Annotated in this window: 21 protein-coding genes and 1 pseudogene; 17 read left to right on the top strand and 5 right to left on the bottom strand. The window is 61.0% G+C overall.

Going from position 1 to position 21,837, the window contains the following annotated elements; translation table 11 throughout:
- Positions 1 to 64: 64 nt before the first annotated feature.
- The 3 genes and pseudogenes from AB4O16_RS08895 to AB4O16_RS08885 form a co-directional block, all read right to left on the bottom strand.
- Positions 65 to 211: pseudogene (locus AB4O16_RS08895) on the bottom strand (Rho termination factor N-terminal domain-containing protein); the annotation flags it as partial.
- Positions 212 to 220: 9 nt separating this feature from the next.
- Positions 221 to 544 (bottom strand): hypothetical protein, encoded by a 324-nt coding sequence (locus tag AB4O16_RS08890; RefSeq protein WP_460157549.1) that lies wholly within the window; start codon positions 542 to 544, stop codon positions 221 to 223.
- A gap of 81 nt (positions 545 to 625) precedes the next feature.
- A complete protein-coding gene (locus AB4O16_RS08885; protein ID WP_460157548.1) occupies positions 626 to 1,831 on the bottom strand; it encodes an MFS transporter in 1,206 nt (401 codons plus the stop codon).
- Positions 1,832 to 2,014: 183 nt separating this feature from the next.
- Here AB4O16_RS08885 and AB4O16_RS08880 point away from each other — a divergent pair, with 183 nt between their 5' ends.
- The 6 genes from AB4O16_RS08880 to AB4O16_RS08855 all read left to right on the top strand — a co-directional run bounded on the left by AB4O16_RS08880 (position 2,015) and on the right by AB4O16_RS08855 (position 7,817).
- Complete coding sequence (locus AB4O16_RS08880; RefSeq protein ID WP_160386723.1) at positions 2,015 to 2,497, top strand: GNAT family N-acetyltransferase; 483 nt, start codon at positions 2,015 to 2,017, stop codon at positions 2,495 to 2,497.
- 144 nt (positions 2,498 to 2,641) lie between these two features.
- The gene (locus AB4O16_RS08875; protein WP_460157547.1) at positions 2,642 to 3,634 is read left to right on the top strand and encodes a 2-dehydro-3-deoxygalactonokinase; all 993 of its coding nucleotides are present in this window, start codon (positions 2,642 to 2,644) and stop codon (positions 3,632 to 3,634) included.
- Positions 3,635 to 3,653: 19 nt separating this feature from the next.
- Positions 3,654 to 4,274 carry a 2-dehydro-3-deoxy-6-phosphogalactonate aldolase gene (locus AB4O16_RS08870; RefSeq protein ID WP_160386046.1) on the top strand — a complete coding sequence of 207 codons (621 nt, stop codon included), beginning with the start codon at positions 3,654 to 3,656 and terminating at the stop codon, positions 4,272 to 4,274.
- Between the two features lie 48 nt (positions 4,275 to 4,322).
- Positions 4,323 to 5,471 (top strand): galactonate dehydratase, encoded by a 1,149-nt coding sequence (gene dgoD / locus AB4O16_RS08865; protein WP_102671668.1) that lies wholly within the window; start codon positions 4,323 to 4,325, stop codon positions 5,469 to 5,471.
- A gap of 171 nt (positions 5,472 to 5,642) precedes the next feature.
- Complete coding sequence (locus AB4O16_RS08860; protein WP_460157546.1) at positions 5,643 to 6,953, top strand: MFS transporter; 1,311 nt, start codon at positions 5,643 to 5,645, stop codon at positions 6,951 to 6,953.
- Between the two features lie 60 nt (positions 6,954 to 7,013).
- Entirely contained in the window at positions 7,014 to 7,817 is an 804-nt protein-coding gene (locus AB4O16_RS08855) for an IclR family transcriptional regulator (RefSeq protein ID WP_460157545.1), read from the top strand.
- On the opposite strand, the gene AB4O16_RS08850 is transcribed toward AB4O16_RS08855, so the two are convergent.
- Positions 7,814 to 8,866, bottom strand: a complete 1,053-nt coding sequence (locus AB4O16_RS08850) for an NAD(P)-dependent alcohol dehydrogenase (RefSeq protein WP_460157544.1) — start codon at positions 8,864 to 8,866, stop codon at positions 7,814 to 7,816. The genes AB4O16_RS08855 and AB4O16_RS08850 overlap by 4 nt on opposite strands.
- A 180-nt stretch (positions 8,867 to 9,046) precedes the next feature.
- Between AB4O16_RS08850 and AB4O16_RS08845 the strand changes: the two genes are divergently transcribed.
- Positions 9,047 to 9,937, top strand: a complete 891-nt coding sequence (locus AB4O16_RS08845; protein ID WP_460157543.1) for an AraC family transcriptional regulator — start codon at positions 9,047 to 9,049, stop codon at positions 9,935 to 9,937.
- Positions 9,938 to 10,114: 177 nt separating this feature from the next.
- Here the strand turns inward: AB4O16_RS08845 and AB4O16_RS08840 are convergent, their stop codons facing one another.
- Positions 10,115 to 11,779, bottom strand: coding sequence for an electron transfer flavoprotein-ubiquinone oxidoreductase (locus tag AB4O16_RS08840; RefSeq protein ID WP_460157542.1), 1,665 nt, complete (start codon positions 11,777 to 11,779; stop codon positions 10,115 to 10,117).
- 548 nt (positions 11,780 to 12,327) lie between these two features.
- On the opposite strand from AB4O16_RS08840, the gene AB4O16_RS08835 reads away from it, so the two are divergent.
- The 10 genes from AB4O16_RS08835 (at position 12,328) to AB4O16_RS08790 (ending at position 21,834) form a co-directional block, all read left to right on the top strand.
- Positions 12,328 to 13,077, top strand: a complete 750-nt coding sequence (locus tag AB4O16_RS08835) for an electron transfer flavoprotein subunit beta/FixA family protein (RefSeq protein ID WP_160386052.1) — start codon at positions 12,328 to 12,330, stop codon at positions 13,075 to 13,077.
- On the top strand, positions 13,078 to 14,007 hold the full coding sequence (locus AB4O16_RS08830; protein WP_160386053.1) for an electron transfer flavoprotein subunit alpha/FixB family protein: 930 nt from the start codon (positions 13,078 to 13,080) through the stop codon (positions 14,005 to 14,007).
- A 121-nt stretch (positions 14,008 to 14,128) separates the two neighbouring features.
- A complete protein-coding gene (locus tag AB4O16_RS08825; protein WP_160386054.1) occupies positions 14,129 to 14,965 on the top strand; it encodes a substrate-binding periplasmic protein in 837 nt (278 codons plus the stop codon).
- 9 nt (positions 14,966 to 14,974) lie between these two features.
- Positions 14,975 to 15,331, top strand: a complete 357-nt coding sequence (locus AB4O16_RS08820; RefSeq protein WP_460157541.1) for a DUF4398 domain-containing protein — start codon at positions 14,975 to 14,977, stop codon at positions 15,329 to 15,331.
- Positions 15,328 to 16,140: an OmpA family protein gene (locus AB4O16_RS08815; RefSeq protein ID WP_160386056.1), complete on the top strand. Its 813-nt coding sequence runs from the start codon at positions 15,328 to 15,330 to the stop codon at positions 16,138 to 16,140. Before AB4O16_RS08820 ends, AB4O16_RS08815 begins: the two co-directional genes overlap by 4 nt.
- Positions 16,141 to 16,341: 201 nt before the next feature.
- On the top strand, positions 16,342 to 17,781 hold the full coding sequence (locus AB4O16_RS08810; protein ID WP_160386057.1) for an aminotransferase-like domain-containing protein: 1,440 nt from the start codon (positions 16,342 to 16,344) through the stop codon (positions 17,779 to 17,781).
- Between the two features lie 80 nt (positions 17,782 to 17,861).
- Positions 17,862 to 18,341 (top strand): translation initiation factor 2, encoded by a 480-nt coding sequence (locus tag AB4O16_RS08805; protein ID WP_160386058.1) that lies wholly within the window; start codon positions 17,862 to 17,864, stop codon positions 18,339 to 18,341.
- 159 nt (positions 18,342 to 18,500) lie between these two features.
- Positions 18,501 to 18,755: a YkgJ family cysteine cluster protein gene (locus tag AB4O16_RS08800; protein WP_103397034.1), complete on the top strand. Its 255-nt coding sequence runs from the start codon at positions 18,501 to 18,503 to the stop codon at positions 18,753 to 18,755.
- Between the two features lie 41 nt (positions 18,756 to 18,796).
- Positions 18,797 to 19,402, top strand: a complete 606-nt coding sequence (locus AB4O16_RS08795; protein ID WP_460157540.1) for an START domain-containing protein — start codon at positions 18,797 to 18,799, stop codon at positions 19,400 to 19,402.
- 338 nt (positions 19,403 to 19,740) lie between these two features.
- Positions 19,741 to 21,834 (top strand): LTA synthase family protein, encoded by a 2,094-nt coding sequence (locus AB4O16_RS08790; RefSeq protein ID WP_460157539.1) that lies wholly within the window; start codon positions 19,741 to 19,743, stop codon positions 21,832 to 21,834.
- Positions 21,835 to 21,837 lie beyond the last annotated feature (3 nt).

Genomic DNA, 21,837 nt, shown 5'->3' with positions numbered 1-21,837 from the left:
CCGGCCCACTGTGGGAGCGGGCTTGCCCGCGATGGGGACATTGGCTACAGCACAAAAACTGGCCTTAACCAGCCTTGCGCAACGCCTCGATCAGCTCCTGCTTGCGCATCGAAGACCGCCCGGGAATATCCTTTGCCCGTGCTTCTTTCCTCAAGCTATCGACTGTTTGAGTTTCCCGCGAAGCCTTGCTTCCACGAGGCGTGGGATTTCTCCTGAGTCACTATTGGCTGATATGACTTTCCTTGTCCTCGGTGGTGCTTGAACCGAGGCCGCCAGTGCCGGGCGTTTTTTTGTCCGGCAGGTCCGCCCCGCCCTGACGCCCCATGTCATTGCCCTGGATGCGCGGGTCGGTGCCGGTGGAGGGCGGCAGGTTGTGGTCGATCGTGGTGCCATCGGTGTTCATGCCGGGAACACTCTGGATGGCCGGTGCCCTGGGTTTTTCCACCGGGTTGGTCGGGCCGGTGCTGGAGCCGATGGTCCCGGCGAACGAGGTGCAAGACAGCAGGGCGGTGAGGGCGAGGGCGGTCAACCTGGACAGGATCATGGTGTTGTCTCCAACGGTTAGAGTCCTTACCTGATTAGTCCGCCCTCGAGACGAATGGGTGCATTGTCAGCGACGAACGGCTCAGGCTTGTTGCAGCGCCTTGGCCGTGGTCACCCGACGCCAGATCAACCGGCCCACGGTGATCAGCCAGTTGAGCGAGGCCACCGCCAACACCGTCAGCAGCAGCGTGGCCATGCCTTGCTCGACGATGATTTTCCCGGCCAGCAAGGGAAAGCCGAACACGCCGATGAAGTACGACAGGCTGAACAGCAGCAAGGATTGCGCAGTGGTGCCGTTCGGCGCTTCATTGGCGGCCAGGCCGTTGATCACCGAGTAGGTCAGGCCGTAACCGATCCCGAGCATCACCGCCGCGAGCACGTAGCTGAAGCTGCTGGCGACGACATAACCGAACATCACGATCGATGCCAGCATCAGCCCTGACAGCAGGCACGAGGCGCGCAATGGATCACGCTTGACCACGAACCCGGCAACCAGCATGCGGCCGCTGATCGCGGCGCTCATGAAGCCGAGGAAGAACAGCGAATAGTCGAGCGAGCGCGCCGCGGCATAACTGGTTTGAAAGCTCGACAGACCACCGAACACGCAGCCGCCCAGACCGACCATGATGATCGGGAAAATGGCCCGGGACGACAGCACTTGTCCCGCTGCACGCCAGGAAATCCGCGACACGCTGGTTGATTGGGTGTTCGCCTTTTTCAACTGCCGATCCAGGCGCCAGAACAGCAGCACACCGATCAGGCTGGCCAGCGCGGCCAGGTAGAACGCCGCCGTCACCGGATAACCGAGCGCACTCGCCGCGCGGCCGAGCAAGGGGCCGCTGCCGATCCCGGTCATCATGCTGCCCGATAGCAGGGCGAAGTATTTGGCGCGTTGCGCGGGTGTCACCAGGCTGGCCACGATGATCGGCCCGAGGGTGTAGAACACGCCCCAGCCCAGGCCCAGCAGCAGGCCGAAAAACAACAGCAGGTGACCGAAACCCGGGGTCAGGGCGAAGCCCAGGCTGGCCGCGACCAGCAGCACACCGAACAACGCCACCGATCGGGCGGCACCGAGCAGGTCGGACAAATGACCGTAAACAATCACCGCCACAAAGGTGCTGAGCATCGCCGCCGAAATCACGCTGCCGGCGTCGTGTTCGTTGCCACCGCGCGAGCTGATCAGCAACGACAGCAAAAACGTCGAACCGTACGACAGCGACAACAGGTAACTGGCGAGGCAAAACAGGCCGAACAACTTGCTTGAAACGGGGGGTGTAGCGGTAGACATGACGCGGTTCCTTGACCGGATAAATGAGCAGCGCCGCTATCTAACCACGCAGTGCGCGAATGTTAGGTCCGAGGTTATCGATGCCAGGGTTAGTGTCGGCCGGAGTAAAGCCTCTACGCCCCCTCGCCACAAATACCGCGCCGACTTAGTATGGCGTTTTCCTCTTTTTGACAAGGCACGTCCATGACGATCGAAATCCGCCCGGCGACCCCCAGTGACGCACCGCAAATCCTCGCGTTCATCACTGAGCTGGCCGACTACGAACGTGCCCGCCATGAAGTCATCGCCAGCGTTGCCGACATCGAGCGCAGCCTGTTCAGCGAAGGCGCCACCGCCCATGGCCTGATCTGCCTGCGCGAGGGTGAGGCCATCGGTTTCGCGGTGTTCTTCTTCAGCTATTCCACCTGGCTTGGCAGCAACTGCCTGTACCTGGAGGACCTGTACATCACCCCGGAACAGCGCGGCGGTGGTGCGGGCAAGACCCTGCTGCGGCACCTGGCGAAAATCGCCTGCGCCAATGACTGCGGCCGTTTCGAGTGGAGCGTGCTGGAGTGGAATACGCCAGCTATCGATTTCTACAAATCCCTGGGTGCACAGCCGCAGGAGGAGTGGGTTCGCTATCGGATGGATGGGTCAGTACTGCGGGATTTCGCCGCGGGCAACTGATCGCGTTTAAAAGAGCGCAGCCTTCGGGCTGCGTTTTTTTGTCTTGTCTCACAATGTGGGATTGATATTTATATATTGAGATTTCTCCCTGCGCAGGTTTATAGTCCAGCTCACTCACTGCCAAAAACCAAAACAGGTGAAGCGATGCAGGCGCAATTGATCGCGCTCGACTGGGGGACAACCTCATTACGTGCTTACAAACTGGCTGAAGGCGGGCAGGTGCTCGAACAGCGTTCGCTGTCGTCGGGGATCATGCAGCTGCCAAAGGCGCCGCGAATCATTGGCGGCCGCGAATGCACCGATGGTTTCGAACTGGCCTTCGATGAGGCTTGCGGCGACTGGCTCGATGCGCAGCCGCAATTACCGGTGATTGCCTGCGGCATGGTCGGCAGCGCCCAGGGCTGGCGCGAAGCGGCCTACCGCGACACGCCGGCGAACGTCGCCACACTCGGTACCTCCCTGCAAACCGTACGCAGCCTGCGCGGCGTCGATGTGCACATTGTGCCCGGCGTCATCGAGCGTTCGCGTTTGCCGAACGTGATGCGCGGCGAAGAAACCCAGGTGCTCGGCGTGCTGCAAACCCTGGCGGGCGAGGCGGGCGCCGATCTGCTGATCGGCCTGCCGGGCAGCCATTCGAAATGGGTGGAGGTGGCCGACGGTTGCATCGTGCATTTCGATACCTTCATGACCGGCGAAGTCTTCGCCGTGCTCAGCGAACACAGCATTCTCGGACGCACCCAGCAGCGCGGTGGGTCCTTCGATGGCGATGCATTTGATCGCGGTGTGCAGGTCGCGTTGTCGGCGGACGGGGAGACCGGTCCGCTGTCGACCCTGTTCAGCGCCCGCAGCCTGGGCCTGACCGGCGAGTTGAGCGCCACTGCCCAGGCGGACTACCTGTCCGGCCTGCTGATCGGCCACGAGTTGGCGGCCCTGGCCAATGTCCAGCGGCGTCGGCGCAACAGCGTGCACCTGCCGTCGATCATCCTCATTGGTAATTCGCAACTGTGTGCCCGCTACAGCCGTGCGCTCGACGCCTGCGGTTTTGCCCGGGTGACCCTGGCCGAACAGGCCACTGAGCGTGGCTTGTGGCAACTGGCGCTCGCCGCCGGCCTGGTCACGTCCACCGCATCCCGTTAACCCTGCCTGGAGGTCTGACATGCTCAAACAAGCGCTGGCGCAAAACGGCCTGATCGCGATCCTGCGTGGCCTGCGCCCACAGGAAGCGGCTGCCATCGGTGAAGTCCTGTACGCCGCAGGCTTTCGCGTCATCGAAGTGCCGCTCAATTCCCCTGAGCCGTACGAAAGTATCCGCATCCTGCGCAGCACCTTGCCTGCCGATTGCCTGATCGGTGCCGGCACGGTGTTGACGCCGGAGCAGGTCGAACAAGTGAAAGCTGCGGGCGGCCAGGTGATCGTCATGCCCCACAGCGATCCGAAAGTCCTGCGCGCAGCGAAAGCGGCGGGGCTTTACCTGTCGCCGGGTGTCGCCACACCGACCGAGGCCTTTGCTGCGCTGGCTGAAGGCGCGGACATCCTCAAACTGTTCCCGGCCGAGCAGATGGGCCCTGCCGTCGTCAAAGCCTGGCTCGCCGTATTGCCTGCCGGAACCCTTCTGGCGCCGGTCGGCGGTATCACACCGGACAACATGCAGTCGTTCATCGACGCCGGCGTCAAAGGTTTCGGCCTCGGCTCCGGTCTGTTCAAACCGGGCATGACCTCTCTGCAAGTGGCGGCCAATGCCAAGGCCTACGTCGCTGCCTGGAAAGCCCTTCGCTAAGACTTCGTTGAGCGCCGAGCGCGCTGCATCTAACAAGAGAGCCAAAAGATGAAAATCACCAAACTGACCACCTTCATCGTTCCGCCGCGCTGGTGCTTCCTCAAGGTCGAAACCGACGAAGGCGTGACCGGTTGGGGCGAGCCCGTGGTCGAAGGTCGTGCCCACACCGTTGCCGCCGCCGTTGAAGAATTGTCCGACTACCTGATCGGCAAGGATCCGCGCAACATCGAGGACATCTGGACCGTGCTCTATCGCGGCGGCTTCTACCGTGGCGGCGCGATCCACATGAGCGCCCTGGCCGGTATCGACCAGGCCTTGTGGGACATCAAGGGCAAGGCGCTGGGGGTGTCGGTCAGCGACCTGCTGGGTGGGCAGGTGCGGGACAAGATTCGCGTGTATTCGTGGATCGGTGGCGACCGGCCGGCGGACACCGCGCGTGCAGCCAAGGAAGCGGTCGAGCGGGGTTTCACCGCGGTGAAAATGAACGGCACCGAAGAGCTGCAATTCCTCGATACCTTCGACAAGGTCGACCAGGCCCTGGCCAACGTCGCTGCCGTGCGCGATGCGGTCGGCCCGAACGTCGGCATCGGCGTGGACTTCCATGGCCGGGTGCACAAGCCCATGGCCAAGGTGCTGATGAAGGAGCTGGATCCGTACAAGCTGATGTTCATCGAAGAGCCGGTGCTCAGCGAAAACTATGAAGCGCTCAAAGAGCTCGCGCCGCTGACCAGTACGCCGATTGCCCTGGGCGAGCGGCTGTTCTCGCGCTGGGATTTCAAGCGCGTGCTCAGCGAAGGCTACGTCGACATCATCCAGCCGGATGCCTCCCACGCCGGCGGCATCACCGAAACCCGCAAGATCGCCAATATGGCCGAAGCCTACGACGTCGCGTTGGCGTTGCATTGCCCGCTGGGCCCGATTGCCCTGGCGGCCTGCCTGCAACTGGATGCGGTCTGCTACAACGCGTTCATTCAGGAGCAGAGCCTGGGCATCCATTACAACGAGAGCAACGACTTGCTCGACTACGTCAAAGACCCACGGGTGTTCGACTACGACAAGGGCTTCGTGAAGATCCCGAACGGCCCGGGCCTGGGCATCGAGATCAACGAGGAATACGTGATCGAACGCGCGGCCATCGGCCACCGCTGGCGCAACCCGATCTGGCGCCATGCCGATGGCAGTTTTGCCGAGTGGTGAAATCTCTCTGATTCACCACGATCCCCTGTAGGAGCCGGCTTGCTGGCGATGGCGTCCTGTCAGTCACATCATTATTGAATGTGTCGCCGTCATCGCTGGCAAGCCAGCTCCCACAGGGTTTGCCGCCAGTTTTTAAATCGACCTCAATAACCATAATAAGAGGCACCCCTCATGCAACCGCAAACCCTCACCGGGCAGGCGTCGTTGGTGACGCCCAGCCGCAAGCGTTTTTTCATCATGGTGCTGCTGTTCATCACCGTGGTGATCAACTACCTGGACCGCAGCAACCTGTCGATCGCCGCCCCGGCGCTGACCAGTGACCTGGGCATCGACCCGATCCACGTCGGCCTGATTTTCTCGGCGTTCGGCTGGACCTACGCCGCCATGCAGATCCCCGGTGGCTGGCTGGTGGATCGTGTGCCGCCACGGATCCTGTACAGCGTCGCCTTGCTGCTGTGGTCGGTGGCCACGGTGATGCTCGGCTTCGCCGCGAGCTTCATCGCGCTGTTCGTATTGCGCATGGCGGTCGGTGCTTTGGAGGCGCCGGCCTATCCGATCAACAGCCGCGTGGTCACCACCTGGTTCCCTGAGCGCGAGCGCGCCACGGCCATCGGTTTCTACACCTCCGGGCAGTTCGTCGGCCTGGCCTTCCTGACACCGGTGCTGGCGTGGCTGCAGCACGAATTCGGCTGGCACATGGCCTTCGTCGCCACTGGCGCGGTGGGGATCATTTGGGCTGCAATCTGGTATGCGGTGTATCGCGAGCCACGGGATTTCAAGGGCGCCAACGAGGCTGAGATCGACCTGATCCGCGAGGGCGGCGGGTTGGTGGATATCCAGGCGGAACAAGCCAAGGTCAAAGCCAAATTCAGCTGGACCGACCTGGGCATCGTCCTGACCAAGCGCAAGCTCTGGGGCATCTACCTCGGGCAGTTCTGCCTCAACTCGACGCTGTGGTTTTTCCTGACGTGGTTCCCGACCTACCTGGTGAAATACCGCGGCATGGACTTCATCAAGTCTGGCTTGCTGGCTTCGCTGCCTTTTCTGGCGGCATTTGTCGGCGTGCTGTGCTCCGGTTTCTTTTCGGACTTCCTGATCCGGCGCGGCTACACCGTAGGGTTCGCCCGCAAGTTGCCGATCATCAGCGGCCTGCTGATCTCCACTTCGATCATCGGCGCCAACTTCGTCGAGTCGACGCCGCTGGTGATTGCCTTCCTCGCGCTGGCGTTTTTCGGCAACGGCCTGGCTTCGATCACCTGGTCGCTGGTGTCGACCCTGGCCCCGGCGCGCTTGCTCGGGCTGACCGGCGGGGTGTTCAACTTCATCGGCAACCTGTCGGCGATCGCCACGCCTATCGTCATCGGTTTTCTCGCCACGGGTGATTCCTTTGCCCCGGCGATCACCTACATCTCGGTGCTCGCGTTGATTGGCGCGCTGTCCTACATCCTGCTGGTGGGCAAGGTCGAGCGTATCAAGTTGTAGTCGTGGCACGCGGGCGACCATAATGCCGCCCGTTCACTCGCTCAACGGTAAAGGCTGGATATGCAGGAAGACGCCCCAAAAATCGCCAAGGACGCCGCGCCGACCGGCACCCAGACCCTGCTTCGCGGGCTGGGTGTGGTTCACGCCGTGGCCAGTGGCGCCCGCGATCTCAAGGAAATCGCCCGGCTGATCGGCACCACGCGCAGCACCACCCATCGCCTGGCCAGCTGCCTGGTGGACGAGCGTTATCTGCGGGTGGTGCCGCAAGTCGGTTATCTGCTGGGGCCGAAACTGATCGAGCTGGGCTTTCAGGCCCGTGAAGAGTTGCCGTTGGTGACCCTGGCCGGGCCGTATCTGGATGAGCTGTCGGCATTGACCGGCGACACCATTCACCTGGCGATCCGTGAAGGCGACGAAGTGCTGTACCTGCACAAGAACCCGGGGCGCAATGGCCCGGAAATGCGTTCGCGGGTCGGCCATCGCATGCCGTTGGCGCGCACCGGCATCGGCAAGGCGCTGATGCTCGATGATTCGCCGCAAGAGTGGCAGCGCCTGTACGAAGTCAGCCTGCCGGTGGGTGGGAAAAACCAGTTCTGGCCGCAGCACCCGGAGCAATCCTGGGAGCAGTTCGCGCAGCGCATGGTCGAGTACGTGGCCGGCGGTTACGCCTTCGATCTGGAAGACAACGAACCGTCGATCCGCTGCGTGGCGGCGCCGATCCGCGATGCCAGCAAACGCATCGTCGCCGGCATCAGCATCGCCAGCACCGTGCCGTACATGCCGCTGGAAAAGATGGCCGAGCTGATTCCCCTGATCAAAGGGGTCACGACCCGGCTGTCGGCGGAGCTGGGCCTCAAGGTTTAAACCTTGAGGGTCGCCATGTCGATGACAAAACGGTATTTCACGTCACCGGCGATCATGCGCGCGTAAGCCTCGTTGATCTGGCGGATGTCGAGCATTTCGATGTCGCAGGTGATGTTGTGCTCGGCGCAGAAATCCAGCACTTCCTGGGTTTCGGCGATGCCGCCGATCAGCGAGCCGGCGAGCACGCGACGTCCCAGCACCAGTTTGGCCGCATGCAACGGCGGCTCCACCGGTTCGATCAACCCCACCAGGATATGCACGCCGTCGAATCGCAGCGTATCGAGGTAGGGATTGAGGTCGTGCTGCACCGGAATGGTGTCGAGCAGGAAGTCGAAGTGACCGGCCGCAGCCTGCATCTGCGCGTCATCGGTGGACACGATCACATGGTCCGCGCCCTGGCGCCGAGCCTCTTCGGCCTTGCTTGCCGAACGGGTGAACAGCGTCACTTCGGCGCCCATGGCCTTGGCGAACTTGATGCCCATGTGGCCCAGCCCGCCCATGCCGAGAATCCCCACCTTGTCACCGGCCTTCACGCCGTAGTGCTTGAGCGGTGAGTAGGTGGTGATGCCGGCGCAGAGGATCGGCGCGGAGCTGGCCAGGTCGAGCTTCTCGGGAATGCGCACCACAAAGTGCTCGCTGACCACGATGCTGTCGGAGTAGCCACCCATGGTGTTGCTGCCGTCGACCCGGTCCGGGGTGGCGTAGGTCATGGTCGGGCCTTCGAGGCAGTATTGCTCGAGATTGGCCTGGCAAGCTTCGCAGCTGCGGCACGAGTCGACCATGCAGCCGACCCCGACCAGATCGCCGACCTTGTGGCGGGTCACGTTCGCGCCAACGGAGGTCACTTTGCCGACGATTTCGTGGCCGGGCATCAGCGGGTAAACGGCAATGCCCCACTCGTTGCGGGCCTGATGGATGTCGGAATGGCAGACGCCGCAGTAGAGAATCTCGATGGCAACGTCGTCGACCCGTGGGCTGCGGCGTTCGAATTTCACGGGGGCGAGGGGAGTGGTGGCCGACTGGGCGGCGTATCCGATGGCGGTGTACATGTTGAACCTCGCAGAAGCAGTGACAGGTGAGGCGACGCATTCTGGGCGCCGAACCCGGTAGCGGCCATGGCGATTCCTCCGGGTGTTTTGCCTATTCCTCCGGCATCGGCGGTTGATCGATCCCATTGGCGATCAGACCTGCGATGATGTTTTCATCCCTTTTTCCGTGAAGCTTTTTCAATGCAGTTGACCCGTCACCTTGATGCCAATGCCACGCTAGTTTCGCTGATCGAGCCGCTATCGACGCGCGACGGATTCGTCCCGACCGCGTTGCCGGGCGTGCAGGTGCTGCGGGCCAGTTGCGATGTGGCCCGAGGGCCGCAGATCTATGAGCCGAGCCTGGTGATCATCGCCCAGGGCAGCAAACTGGCGTACCTGGGGCCGCGCACCCTGGAATATGGTGCAGGGCACTACCTGATTCAGGCGCTGCCAGTGCCGTTCGAGTGTGAAACCTTTGCCGCCCCGGACGGACCGATGCTCGGGGTCTCGGTCGCGATCGACCGGGTGATGCTGGGCGAGTTGGTGTTGGCGATGGGCCTGGCTCCCGGGCGGCATATTGCGGCGCAAACGCCTGAGTCCATGACCTCGGCAGTGCTCGACGACGCCATGCGCGGTTGTGTCGAGCGGCTGCTGCGTTGCCTGCACGATCCGCTGGAGAGTCGGATCATGGGCCAGGCTCGCTTGCGCGAATTGTTGTTCGTGGCGTTGCGCGGGCCACAGGCCGATGTGCTGCGGGCGCTGGTCGAGCAGCAGGGGCAGTTCGCCCGGATCGCGGCGTCCCTCAGTCATCTGCATGCGCATTTTGCCGAACCGTTGAACGTCGAGACCCTGGCCAGTTGCGCGAACATGAGTGCATCGACCTTTCACGAGCATTTCAAACGCAGCACCTTGTTGTCGCCGGTGCAGTATCTGAAGCGATTGCGTCTGCTCAGGGCGCAGCAGTTGTTGCTGGCCGAGGGGCTGGGCGTGGCGCAGGTGGCGCATCGGGTGGGGTATCAGAGCACGTCGCAGTTCAGTCGCGAGTACAAACGCTACTTCGAGCGCAACCCCGGCGACGAGCGCGCCGCCTGACTCACCACCAACCCCATGTAGGAGCCGGCTTGCTGGCGATAGCGGAGTATCAGTCGAAATAGATGTTCTCTGTCACACCGCTATCGCCAGCAAGCCGGCTCCTACAAAGGTGCGTGACCATAATTTCAGGCAACAAAAAGGCCCCCATTCGGGAGCCTTGATGTTCAGCGGTTCGGTTTACATGTTCGGGTAAGTCGGGCCGCCAGCGCCTTCCGGCGTTACCCAGGTGATGTTCTGTGCAGGATCCTTGATGTCGCAGGTCTTGCAGTGAACGCAGTTCTGGGCGTTGATCTGGAAGCGCTTCTCGCCGTCTTCCTTGGTCACCACTTCATACACGCCGGCCGGGCAGTAACGCTGTGCCGGCTCATCGTACAGCGGCAGGTTCTTGCTGATCGGGATGCTTGGGTCTTTCAGCTTCAGGTGGCACGGTTGCTCTTCTTCGTGGTTGGTACCGGAGATGAACACCGAGCTGAGTTTGTCGAAGCTGAGCTTGCCGTCGGGTTTCGGGTAGTCGATCTTCTTGCAGTCGGCCGCGAGCTTGAGGCAGGCGTAGTCCGGCTTGGTGTCGTGCAGGGTGAACGGCAGTTTGCCGCCGAAGATGTTCTGGTCGAGCCAGTTGAAACCGCCACCGACGATTGCGCCGAACTTGTGGATCGCCGGGCCGAAGTTGCGGCTGGCGAACAGTTCTTCGTAGAGCCAGCTCTTCTTGAACGCGTCGACGTAGCTGGTCAGCTCCTCAGTGCCATCCTTGTCGGCGAACAGTGCGTCGGCGACCGATTCAGCGGCGAGCATGCCGGACTTCATCGCGGTGTGGCTGCCCTTGATCTTGGCGAAGTTCAGGGTGCCGAGGTCGCAACCGATCAGCGCGCCGCCCTTGAAGACCATTTTCGGCAGCGAGTTCAGGCCGCCCTTGCAGATGGCGCGCGCGCCGTAGCTGATGCGCTTGCCGCCTTCCAGGTACTGGGCCAGCACCGGGTGATGCTTGAGGCGCTGGAACTCGTCGAACGGCGACAGGTAGGTGTTGCTGTAGGACAAATCGACGATCAGGCCCACGAACACCTGGTTGTTTTCCAGGTGATAGAGGAACGAGCCACCGGTGTTCTCGGTGCCCATGATGTCCATCGGCCAACCGGCGGTGTGGACCACCAGGCCTGGCTGGTGCTTGGCCGGGTCGATTTCCCAGATTTCCTTCAGGCCGATGCCGTAGTGCTGGGCGTCGGCATCGCTGGCGAGGTTGTAGCGCTGGATCAGCTGCTTGCCGATGTGGCCGCGGCAACCTTCGGCGAACAGCGTGTACTTGCCACGCAGTTCCATGCCCGGGGTGTACAGGCCTTCTTTCGGATGGCCTTCGCGGTCGACACCGAGGTCACCGGTGATGATCCCGCGCACCACGCCGTTCTCGTCGATCAGCGCTTCCTGGGCAGCGAAGCCCGGGTAGATTTCCACGCCCAGGTTTTCGGCCTGCGTGGCCAGCCAGCGGCACAGGTTGCCCAGGGAGATGATGTAGTTGCCTTCGTTGTGCATGGTCTTGGGCACAAAGAAGTCAGGGATCTTCTGCGCGCTTTCGGCATTCTTCAGCACGAAGATGTCGTCGCGGGTGACGGGGGTGTTCAGCGGCGCGCCGAGTTCTTTCCAGTCCGGGAACAGTTCGTTCAGGGCGCGTGGTTCGAACACGGCACCGGAGAGGATGTGAGCACCGACTTCGGAGCCTTTTTCGACCACGCAGACGCTGATTTCCTTACCGGCTTCGGCGGCCTTCTGCTTCAAGCGGCAGGCGGCGGAAAGACCAGCGGGGCCGGCACCGACGATGACAACGTCGAATTCCATGTATTCGCGTTCCACAGGTTATCTCCTACTCAAGGCTCAACAGTTTTTTTTCTAATTTGGAGGTTGGGTGTCGCATCCATGAATTCCGGCGCAACGCCGAAAGCGGACAATCGATTGACCACCTTTCTCTTTGGGTGGCGCATTATATCTACACCACTCTCAGCGTCCAATACAAACGTTTGTTTGAATTGGCTCAAAGCCAGAGAAATCAAAGTCACGCGCCTTATGAACGGCTATTTTGGCGTATTGACCGGAATAGGCGTTCCGGTCAAGATACGGTCGGTTTTGCGCTCGCCGTAGGCTGACTGTTGGTTTCAAGAGCACCTCTAAAGACAGGGCGATGGCCGTAGAGAGTGATGCGCCATGCGGGTTTGGCGCGAAGTTTACACGCCGCGATGTTGAATGACTCGTCAGTCACCACTGACGAACGGTCATGCAGAACATGAGCGACGGTCACTTGACACGTTTGCCGGCGTTTTTAGAGGTGCCCTTGCGCCCGATGAGCATCAACCGCCAGGTTCGCCCAGGCGATTTTCTTTTCACCGGAGAGTAACGAGGAATCCATGAAGGTTCTTGTAGCTGTCAAACGCGTTGTGGATTACAACGTCAAGGTTCGCGTCAAGGCGGACAATTCCGGCGTCGATCTTGCCAACGTCAAGATGTCGATGAACCCGTTCTGCGAGATCGCCGTGGAAGAAGCCGTACGCCTGAAAGAGAAAGGTGTTGCGACTGAAATCGTCGTCGTCTCCGTAGGCCCGTCCACCGCTCAAGAGCAACTGCGCACCGCGCTGGCTCTGGGTGCCGACCGCGCCATCCTCGTAGAAAACGCCGAAGACCTGACCTCCCTGGCTGTTGCCAAACTGTTGAAAGCTGTTGTCGACAAGGAACAGCCTCAGCTGGTGATCCTTGGCAAACAAGCCATCGACAGCGACAACAACCAGACCGGCCAGATGCTCGCTGCACTGAGCGGCTACGGTCAGGGCACGTTCGCTTCGAAAGTCGAAATCAGCGGCGACAGCGTAGCTGTTACCCGTGAAGTCGACGGCGGCGCGCAGACAGTTTCCCTGAAACTGCCGGCCATCGTCACCACCGACCTGCGTCTGAACGAGCCGCGCTACGCGTCTCTGCCAAACATCATGAAAGCCAAGAAGAAGCCTCTCGAAGTGCTGACTCCGGACGCTTTGGGCGTTTCCACCGCCTCCACCAACAAGACCATCAAAGTCGAAGCGCCGGCTGCACGCAGCGCGGGTATCAAGGTCAAGTCGGTGGCTGAACTGGTCGAGAAACTGAAAAACGAAGCGAAGGTAATCTAAATGACTATCTTGGTTATTGCTGAACACGACAACAAAGTAGTGGCCCCGGCCACGCTGAACACCGTTGCTGCTGCCGCCAAAATCGGTGGCGACATCCACGTTCTGGTTGCTGGCCAGGGCGTTGGCGCCGTGGCTGAAGCCGCTGCGAAAATCGCTGGCGTGGCTAAAGTGCTGGTAGCTGATAACGCTGCCTACGCTCACCAACTGCCGGAAAACGTCGCTCCTCTGGTAGCAGAGTTGGGCAAGGGCTACAGCCACATCCTGGCTGCCGCTACTTCCAACGGCAAAAACATCCTGCCGCGCGTTGCCGCTGCACTGGACGTTGACCAGATCTCCGAGATCATCTCGGTAGAAAGCGCCGACACCTTCAAGCGTCCGATCTACGCCGGTAACGCCATCGCTACCGTTCAATCGAACGCCGCAGTGAAAGTGATCACCGTGCGTGCCACCGGTTTCGACCCGGTTGCCGCTGAAGGTGGTTCGGCTGCCGTTGAAGCCGTTGCTGCTGCCCACGACGCTGGCATTTCCAGCTTCGTCGGCGAAGAGCTGGCCAAGTCCGATCGTCCGGAACTGACCGCTGCCAAGATCGTCGTTTCCGGCGGCCGCGGCATGCAGAACGGCGACAACTTCAAACACCTGTACGCCCTGGCCGACAAGCTGGGCGCTGCCGTTGGTGCTTCGCGCGCCGCGGTCGACGCAGGTTTTGTACCCAACGACATGCAGGTCGGTCAGACCGGCAAGATCGTTGCTCCACAGCTGTACATCGCCGTCGGTATCTCCGGCGCGATCCAGCACCTGGCCGGCATGAAAGACTCCAAAGTGATCGTTGCGATCAACAAGGACGAAGAAGCGCCGATCTTCCAGGTGGCCGATTACGGCCTGGTGGCGGACCTGTTCGAAGCCATCCCTGAGCTGGAGAAGCTGGTCTAATCCGGCTGCTTCACTTATAAAGAGCCCGACCTTATGGTCGGGCTTTTTTTTGCCTTTTTCCCTTGTGGGAGCAAGCTCGCTCCTACAGGGGGGGCATAACCGGTTTGAGGAGTGTATTGCCATGGATCTGCGACCTGCGTGGAGCTTGTTGGGACTGGTGCTATTGCCGACGCTGTCTGTCGCCGCAGGCAAATGCGAACGCCTGGTGGTCACCGGCAGCCCTGACGCGCCGCCGTATCTGTGGCAAGACCCGCAGAACCCCAAACACCTGATCGGTGCCAGCGCCGATTTGCTGCAGCACGTGGCGGGGGAGTTGGGGCTCAAGGTCGAACTGCTGTATGCCGGCAAACGCGCCCAGGCCCTGGAGGAAGTGCGCAGCGGGCGCATGGACATGCTGGCGGATGCGACGTTGACCGTCAGCGAGCTGGAGACCCTGGACTATATCCATCCTGCCTTGCTTGAAAACGACTACCTGGTCTGGACTCGCAAGGACTCGACGCTGGTCTACAACCAAGCACAGGACTTGCACGGCCATCCCGGTGCCGTGTCGGAAAAGGCCCGAATGACCCCGCCATTCAGCACCTTTGCCGGACAGCAACTGACCCTTGAGCGCACGTCCAGCCTGACCCAGGCCTTGCAGAAACTGCTGTTGGGCGAAGTCGAGTTTGTGCTGGCAGGACGCTATTCAGGCATGGCGACCGCGCAGAGCCTGGGCATGGCCGCTGATCTGATTGCGCGCCCGCAACCGGTCGACAAGCCTGGCCTGTACCTGGCGATTTCCCATGACTCGGCCTGCAACGATCCGTGGTTGCGCGGACAGTTGGCCAAAAAGATGACAGAATTGCCCGCGTCCGGACTGACGGAGGCCGTGTTGCTGCGCAATATCGAGCGTTGGAAGGCACAGCGTTCACAACCGCAGCAACCCTCGCAACAACCCGTCAGTACCCCAAAACAGTAGGGATATTTAGTGAGTATTCGACCTCTTTTCGCTGCCGTGGCCATTGCCGCCCTGGCGGGTTGTGCAACCGATCCTGCGCCGAATGAACAATTTCGCCTGACCGAGCAGGCACTCGAACAGGCCCGGGCCGTGGGTGCCACCGCCGACGATGTGTCGGAAATGAAACTGGCCGAAGACAAGTTCAATCGCGCCAAGGGCAACATGGCTGACCAGTCCTTCAAGAACGCACGCATGCGGGCCGAACAGGCCGAACTCGATGCGCGCCTGGCTGAAGCCAAGGTGTTGACGGCCAAGAGCGAAGAACAGTTGAACGTGCTCAACACCCGCATCGCCCGCCTGCGCAAGCAACTGGGAGATGCCGAATGAGCCTCAAGAGCAAAGCCCTCGGCAGTTTGATCCTGGCAGGTTGCGCGACACTGTCCGGTTGCGTCAGCCAGCACAGCGAGACTGCGTTGCAGCAGGCCGGTACCGACTTTCAGAAGGTCAAGGAAGACTCCAATGTGCTGCGAATCGCTCCCAAGGACGTGATTCGCGCCGGTGAGTCCCTGGCCCGTGCCGATCGCCTGTCCAGCTATTGGGGCAGCGGTTCGGACGTGGTGCATTACGCCTACCTGAGCCAGCGCTACAGCGCCATTGCCCGGGAACACACCAATCAGGCGCTCAACGAAGAGCAAGCGGCAAAACTCGAATTGGAACGCCAGCGCCTGCAACTGGCGCTGCGTGAATCGAAACTGTTCAGCGTGCAGCAGCAAGGCAAATGGCTCGAAGAGCAGATCCTCGCATTGACCACCACCCAGACCGACCGCGGCCTGGTGATGACGTTGGGCGACATGCTGTTCGACACCGGCGAAGCGGAGCTGAAACCTTCGGCCAACCGCGTGGTGTTGAAGATCGTGCAGTTCCTGCAACTCAACCCCAAGCGTGTGGTGCGGATCGAAGGTTATACGGACAGTACCGGCGGCAAGCAGGAAAACCTCAAGCTGTCTCGCGACCGCGCGCAATCGGTGGCTGATGTCCTGATTGACCTGGGTATCGACGACAAGCGCATCAAGGTCGAAGGTTATGGCGACGAGTATCCCGTGGACGCGAATGCGTCGGAACGGGGCAGGGCGCAGAATCGTCGGGTGGAAATTGTGTTTTCCGACGAAAACGGCCAGCTCGGCGCCGCCCGCTAAGGGTTGCGTCGCTGGAAAGCCCGGCCTGCCATGCAGCGCCGGGTTTTTTTACGCCTGCCGATTAGCGCACAAAACAGTACAGATTTTGCTGACACTGCACTGTACGGTCGACTATTGTGGCAACTGTCCCCGTACACTTCTAAACTGTTCCGGTATTGTTTCACACAAGAATAAAATGCCCGTGAAATCGAGTGCTGCGTCATGACCAATCTTTTGCTCTACCAACGTATTGCTCAACAACTGGCCGAAGACATCCGCCGTGGGGTCTATCAGCCGGGAGAGCGCGTGCCTTCGGTGCGCAAGATGAGCTCGCAGCTCAATGTCAGCCATGCGACGGTATTGCAGGCGTATGCCAATCTCGAAGATCAGGGGCTGATCCGCGCCCGGCCGCAGTCGGGTTACTACGTGCACCAGACGCCGGCACTCACCGCGCCGACGCCGGACATCGCCCGGGTCGAACGCCCGGGCCTGGTCACCCGCAGCAGCATCATTCAACAAGTGCTGGTCGAATCCCGTCGTGAAGGCGTCTTTCCGCTGGGCGCCGCAGTGCCGAGCGTCGACTATTTGCCGGTGCGGGCACTGCATCAGCAACTGGCCAAGGTCACCCGTTTCCATAGCCCGCGGGCTTTCAGTTACATGTTCAGCCCCGGTTTCGAGCCGTTGCGCCGACAGGTGGCGATCCGCATGCGCGATGCCGGCGTGGTGGTCGATCCGTCGGAAGTGGTGATCACCCACGGCTGCGTCGATGCGCTGCAGATGTCCTTGCGCGTGCTGACCCGTCCGGGCGATCTGATCGCGGCCGAGTCGCCGACCTATTACGGCTTGCTGCAACTGGCCGACCTGTTGGGTCTCAAGGTCATCGAGATCCCCAGCGATCCGGCCACGGGCATGAGCCTGGAAGCCCTGCAACTGGCCGCCAACCAATGGTCGATCAAGGCGTTGGTGCTGACCACGCGGCTGAGCAATCCGTTGGGCGGCACCATGCCCGAAGAACGGCAGAAACAACTGCTGCGCCTGGCGTCGGACTTCGATATCCAGATTGTCGAAGACGATATCTATGGCGAGCTGATGTTCGAGCAGGGGCGCACCAAGTCCCTCAAGGCCTACGATCGGCTGGACCGGGTGATCTATTGCTCGAGCTTCTCGAAAACCCTGTCGCCTGGCGTGCGGATCGGCTGGATGATTGCCGGCAAGTATCAGCAGGAAATCCAGCGCTTGCAGACGTTCAGTACGCATTCTGCGTGCAGCGTGACCCAGATGGGCATTGCCGCTTACCTGGAAAATGGCGGGTACGACCGGCATTTGCGTTTCATTCGCCAGGAATACCGCAAGAACCTTAGTGCCTTCCAGCTGGCGGTGCAGCAGTATTTCCCGGAAGGCACGCAGATGACCCGCCCTACCGGTGGCTTCATCCTGTGGGTCAGTCTGCCGGGACGGGTCAACACTCAGGAGTTGCACGTGCGGGCACTGCAGCAGGGCATCAGCATTGCGCCGGGACTGATCTTCAGTAACACCGAGCAATTCAATCACTGCATTCGCCTCAATTGCGGCATCCCGTGGAACCGTGAAGCCGAGCGCGCATTGATGACCCTGGGCATGCTGGCCACCCAGCTCTGCCAGGAGATGACTGGCGGTTTGTAACAGGCAGCTACTTCGCTTGTCTTGTGGGCTGCAACAGGCGAGCATATGCACCTCTGCCGTTTGCACCCACCGTGGGATACATGAAACCTATTTTTCCTGCCGCCTGGCTTTTGCTCTGTCTGTTGATGAGTGTTCAGCCAGCATCCGTCGTTGCCGCCCCCGAGCAGGAACAGACTACCGGCAGTTTCCACGTCGCACCGATCAAGTCCGAACCTGTAAAAAAAGCCGCGCCGGCCAGGAAACCGGCGACACCGGTGAAAAAACGCCCGCCCATTGCCTCCAAGTCGAAACCGGCCAGTGAGGTGGCAAAGACCGCGCTTCCGTCTGCCAACCTGGATCTGAGCTTGCCCCGGGACATGGTTCAGGAGCTGAAGCCGGTCGGCACGGTGCCGCTGGTCAAGCGCGAACCGCTGTTACCCCAACTGTTCGGTGACAAAAGCGGCAGCAGTCCGTTCCAGCTCAACGGCCGCCTGCTCAACAATGAAATGCAGCTGCAACTGCGCAATGAAGAGCGTCGCGAGGTCGAAGGCGCGGCACTGGATTTCGAGTTCAAGCAGTAACCTGATCCGCGAGCCGCAGACCAGGCGCTTTGTCGGAGACTGGCCGGTCACGCGTGTTTGTACTGAAAACCCGCTCGCAGGTAATTTAAAACAACTGTTTTAGCGGGTACTCTGTGCCCCGTCCTTTTACACATTGCTCGTCGCGAGGAGCTTGTCGTCATGAAATGCCGTGAGGGCTGTGGCGCTTGTTGCATTGCCCCGTCCATCAGTTCACCGATCCCCGGTATGCCAAACGGCAAGGCCGCGGGGCAACGTTGCCTGCAACTTTCCTCCGATAACCTGTGCAATATTTTCGGCCAGCCGGAACGGCCGGCGGTGTGTTCTGCCTTCGAGGCCGACCCCGAGGTGTGTGGAAGCAGCAGCGAAGAAGCCATCCGGTTGATTGGCTGGTGGGAGCAAATGACGGCGGCGTGATGTGTACAACGAACGGAACTTCAACAATAAGGAATAAGACTATGGGTTCGCTGCATCGTATGGCTGTGCTGTGTGGTTTGACGGTTGTGCTGGCTACCTCGACCGCCCAGGCCGAAGACTGGAAAGTCAAAAAAGACGAAGACGGCATCAAGATCTCCCTGAGTGAAGTGGCCGGGTCCGACTACAAGGCCTACCAGGGCGTCACGCTGATGAAAACCACCATGGCCAAGCTGCGTGCGTTGCAGGAGGACGTGTCCGGGGCCTGCGCCTGGATTCACGAATGCAAGACCCAGAAGCTGCTCAAGCACGAAGGTGACCAGAGCTGGACTTACACTCAGTTCAACACCCCATGGCCGGTTACGCCGCGTGATTCGGTGCTGCACATCACGACCACCGAAGGTGCCGATGGCAGCGTGACCCGCAAGCTCGAAGGCGTGCCGAAATACATTCCCGAAGAAAAAGGTTTCGTGCGGGTCGCCAAGGTCGACGGTTTCTGGAAGTTCGTCCCCAAGGGCGACCAGATCGAAGTGACCTATCAGGTACACACCGAGCCGGGCGGCAGCGTGCCGTCGATGGTGGCCAACAAGTTCGTGGTGGATGCCCCGTTCAATACCTTGAAAGCCCTCAAGGAACGCGCCGAGAAGTAAGGCAGTGATTCTTTTCAGGTGACTTCGCAGCGCCCCGACCGGTTCGGGGCGTTTGCATTTTTGACCGGGTCTGAGCGCTTTAATTTGTTTCCGGATATGCGTTGCACGAAATTTTCACCCCGTCTCCAAGACAATTCGCCGGCTCTGCCGCAACACGCTGCGTATTCCTGAGTGCAGGATGAAACAGTCGGGATGAGGGTAGTAATCAATGGCAATACAGCCGTTGATCGTGCAACATTTGCGCACCGCGCAACCCCCCGGGCCTCGTACGGGCCGAAAAGAGGGCAAAGCGCAGCTGTATTTTTGAAACTTCAACTTCCAATGGGTCCTAAAACGACATGGCAATCCCGGACGCCCTGAATCAGCAGCGAGCTTCTAGTCGCCTGCTGCAACCGACCGTCAAATCGCATCTGGCCTACACGCTGTTGTGTGCCCTGGTCATGATGGTCATGTTCAGCCTGCTGCGCGTCGCGCTGCTGGTCTACAACCGCTCGATGATCCTCGACACACCGGCCTCGACTTTCCTCGAGGCATTCGCCAACGGTCTGCGTTTCGACCTGCGCCTGGTGGTCTATCTCAGCATTCCGTTGCTGCTGGCATTGTTCAGCGCCCGGGCCATGGCCGCACGCGGGCTGTTCCGTCTGTGGCTGACGATCGTTTCCAGCATCGCGCTGTTCCTGGGCCTGATGGAAATGGACTTCTACCGCGAGTTCCACCAGCGCCTCAACGGTCTGGTCTTCCAGTACGTCAAGGAAGATCCGAAGACCGTGATGAGCATGCTTTGGTACGGTTTCCCGGTGGTTCGCTACCTGCTGGCCTGGGCCGTGGGCACCTGGCTCCTGAGCCTGGCATTCAAGGGCGCCGACCGTGCAACCCGTCCACGTGGCCCGTTCAGTGGCGGCAGCATCGGCACTCGCCAGATTGCGCCGTGGTACGCGCGCATCGCCGTGTTCGTGGTTTGCCTGCTGATCTGTGTGGTCGCCGCGCGAGGCACCCTGCGTCAGGGGCCGCCGCTGCGTTGGGGTGACGTCTATACCACCGACTCGAACTTCGCCAACCAGTTGGGCCTCAATGGCACGCTGTCGCTGGTTGCCGCAGCCAAGAGCCGGATGTCCGAAGATCGCGACAATATCTGGAAGGCGACCCTGCCACAGCCACAAGCCCAGCAAGTGGTGCGTGACATGCTGGTGGTGCCGGCCGACAAGTTGGTGGATGCCGAAACCGCAGCGGTACGTCGCGATTACACGCCGCCGGCCGACAAGACCCTGCCGATCAAGAACGTCGTCGTGATCCTGATGGAAAGCATGGCCGGTCACTCGGTGGGCGCGCTGGGCGGACCGGGCAACATCACGCCGTACCTCGACAAGTTGACGAAGGAAGGCTTGCTGTTCGACCGCTTCTTCTCCAACGGCACCCATACCCACCAGGGTATGTTCGCCACCATGGCCTGCTTCCCGAACCTGCCGGGCTTCGAATACCTGATGCAGACCCCGGAAGGCAGCCACAAGCTGTCCGGCCTGCCGCAGTTGCTCAGTGCCCGTGACTTCGACGACGTGTATGTCTACAACGGCGATTTCGCCTGGGACAACCAGTCGGGTTTCTTCAGCAACCAGGGCATGACCAACTTCATCGGCCGTAACGATTTCGTCAATCCGGTGTTCTCCGATCCGACCTGGGGCGTGTCCGACCAGGACATGTTCGACCGTGGCCTGGTCGAGCTCAAGGCACGGGAAAACGGCAAGCCGTTCTATGCCTTGCTGCAAACCCTGTCCAACCACACGCCTTACGCCTTGCCGACGCCATTGCCGGTCGAGCGCGTGACCGATCGCGGCAGCCTGAACGAACACCTGACCGCCATGCGCTACTCGGACTGGGCCCTGGGCCAGTTCTTTGAAAAGGCCCGCAAGGAGCCGTACTTCAAGGAAACCCTGTTTGTCGTCGTCGGTGACCACGGTTTTGGCAACGAACGGCAGATCACCGAAATGGACCTGGGCCGCTTCAACGTGCCGATGCTGATGATCGCGCCGGGCATCCAGGAAAAGTTCGGCCAGCGTGACCACACAGTGGGCACCCAGATCGACATCGTGCCGACCATCATGGGCCGCATCGGTGGCGAAGTGCGTCATCAGTGCTGGGGACGCGACCTGCTCAACCTGCCGGAAGGCGACGCGGGCATTGGTGTGATCAAGCCGTCGGGCAGCGAGCAGACCACGGCCATCCTCACCGCCGACCAGATTCTGGTATTGCCGCGCGACAAGGACATGGCGCCGAAGTTGTATCGCTATGAGTTGGGTGCCAACCCTCACGCCGAAATCATTGCCGATGCGCCACGGACCTCCGAGTTGAAACTCAAGCTCGAATCGTTCCTGCAAACGGCGACCAAGAGCCTGCTGGACAACACCGCCGGTGTAGTTGATGGCAAGCCGGACTAACAA

Source organism: Pseudomonas sp. S2_H10 (assembly GCF_054668285.1).
Note: the sequence above shows the minus strand (reverse complement) of the source record. Positions and strands in the feature narration are given on the sequence as shown.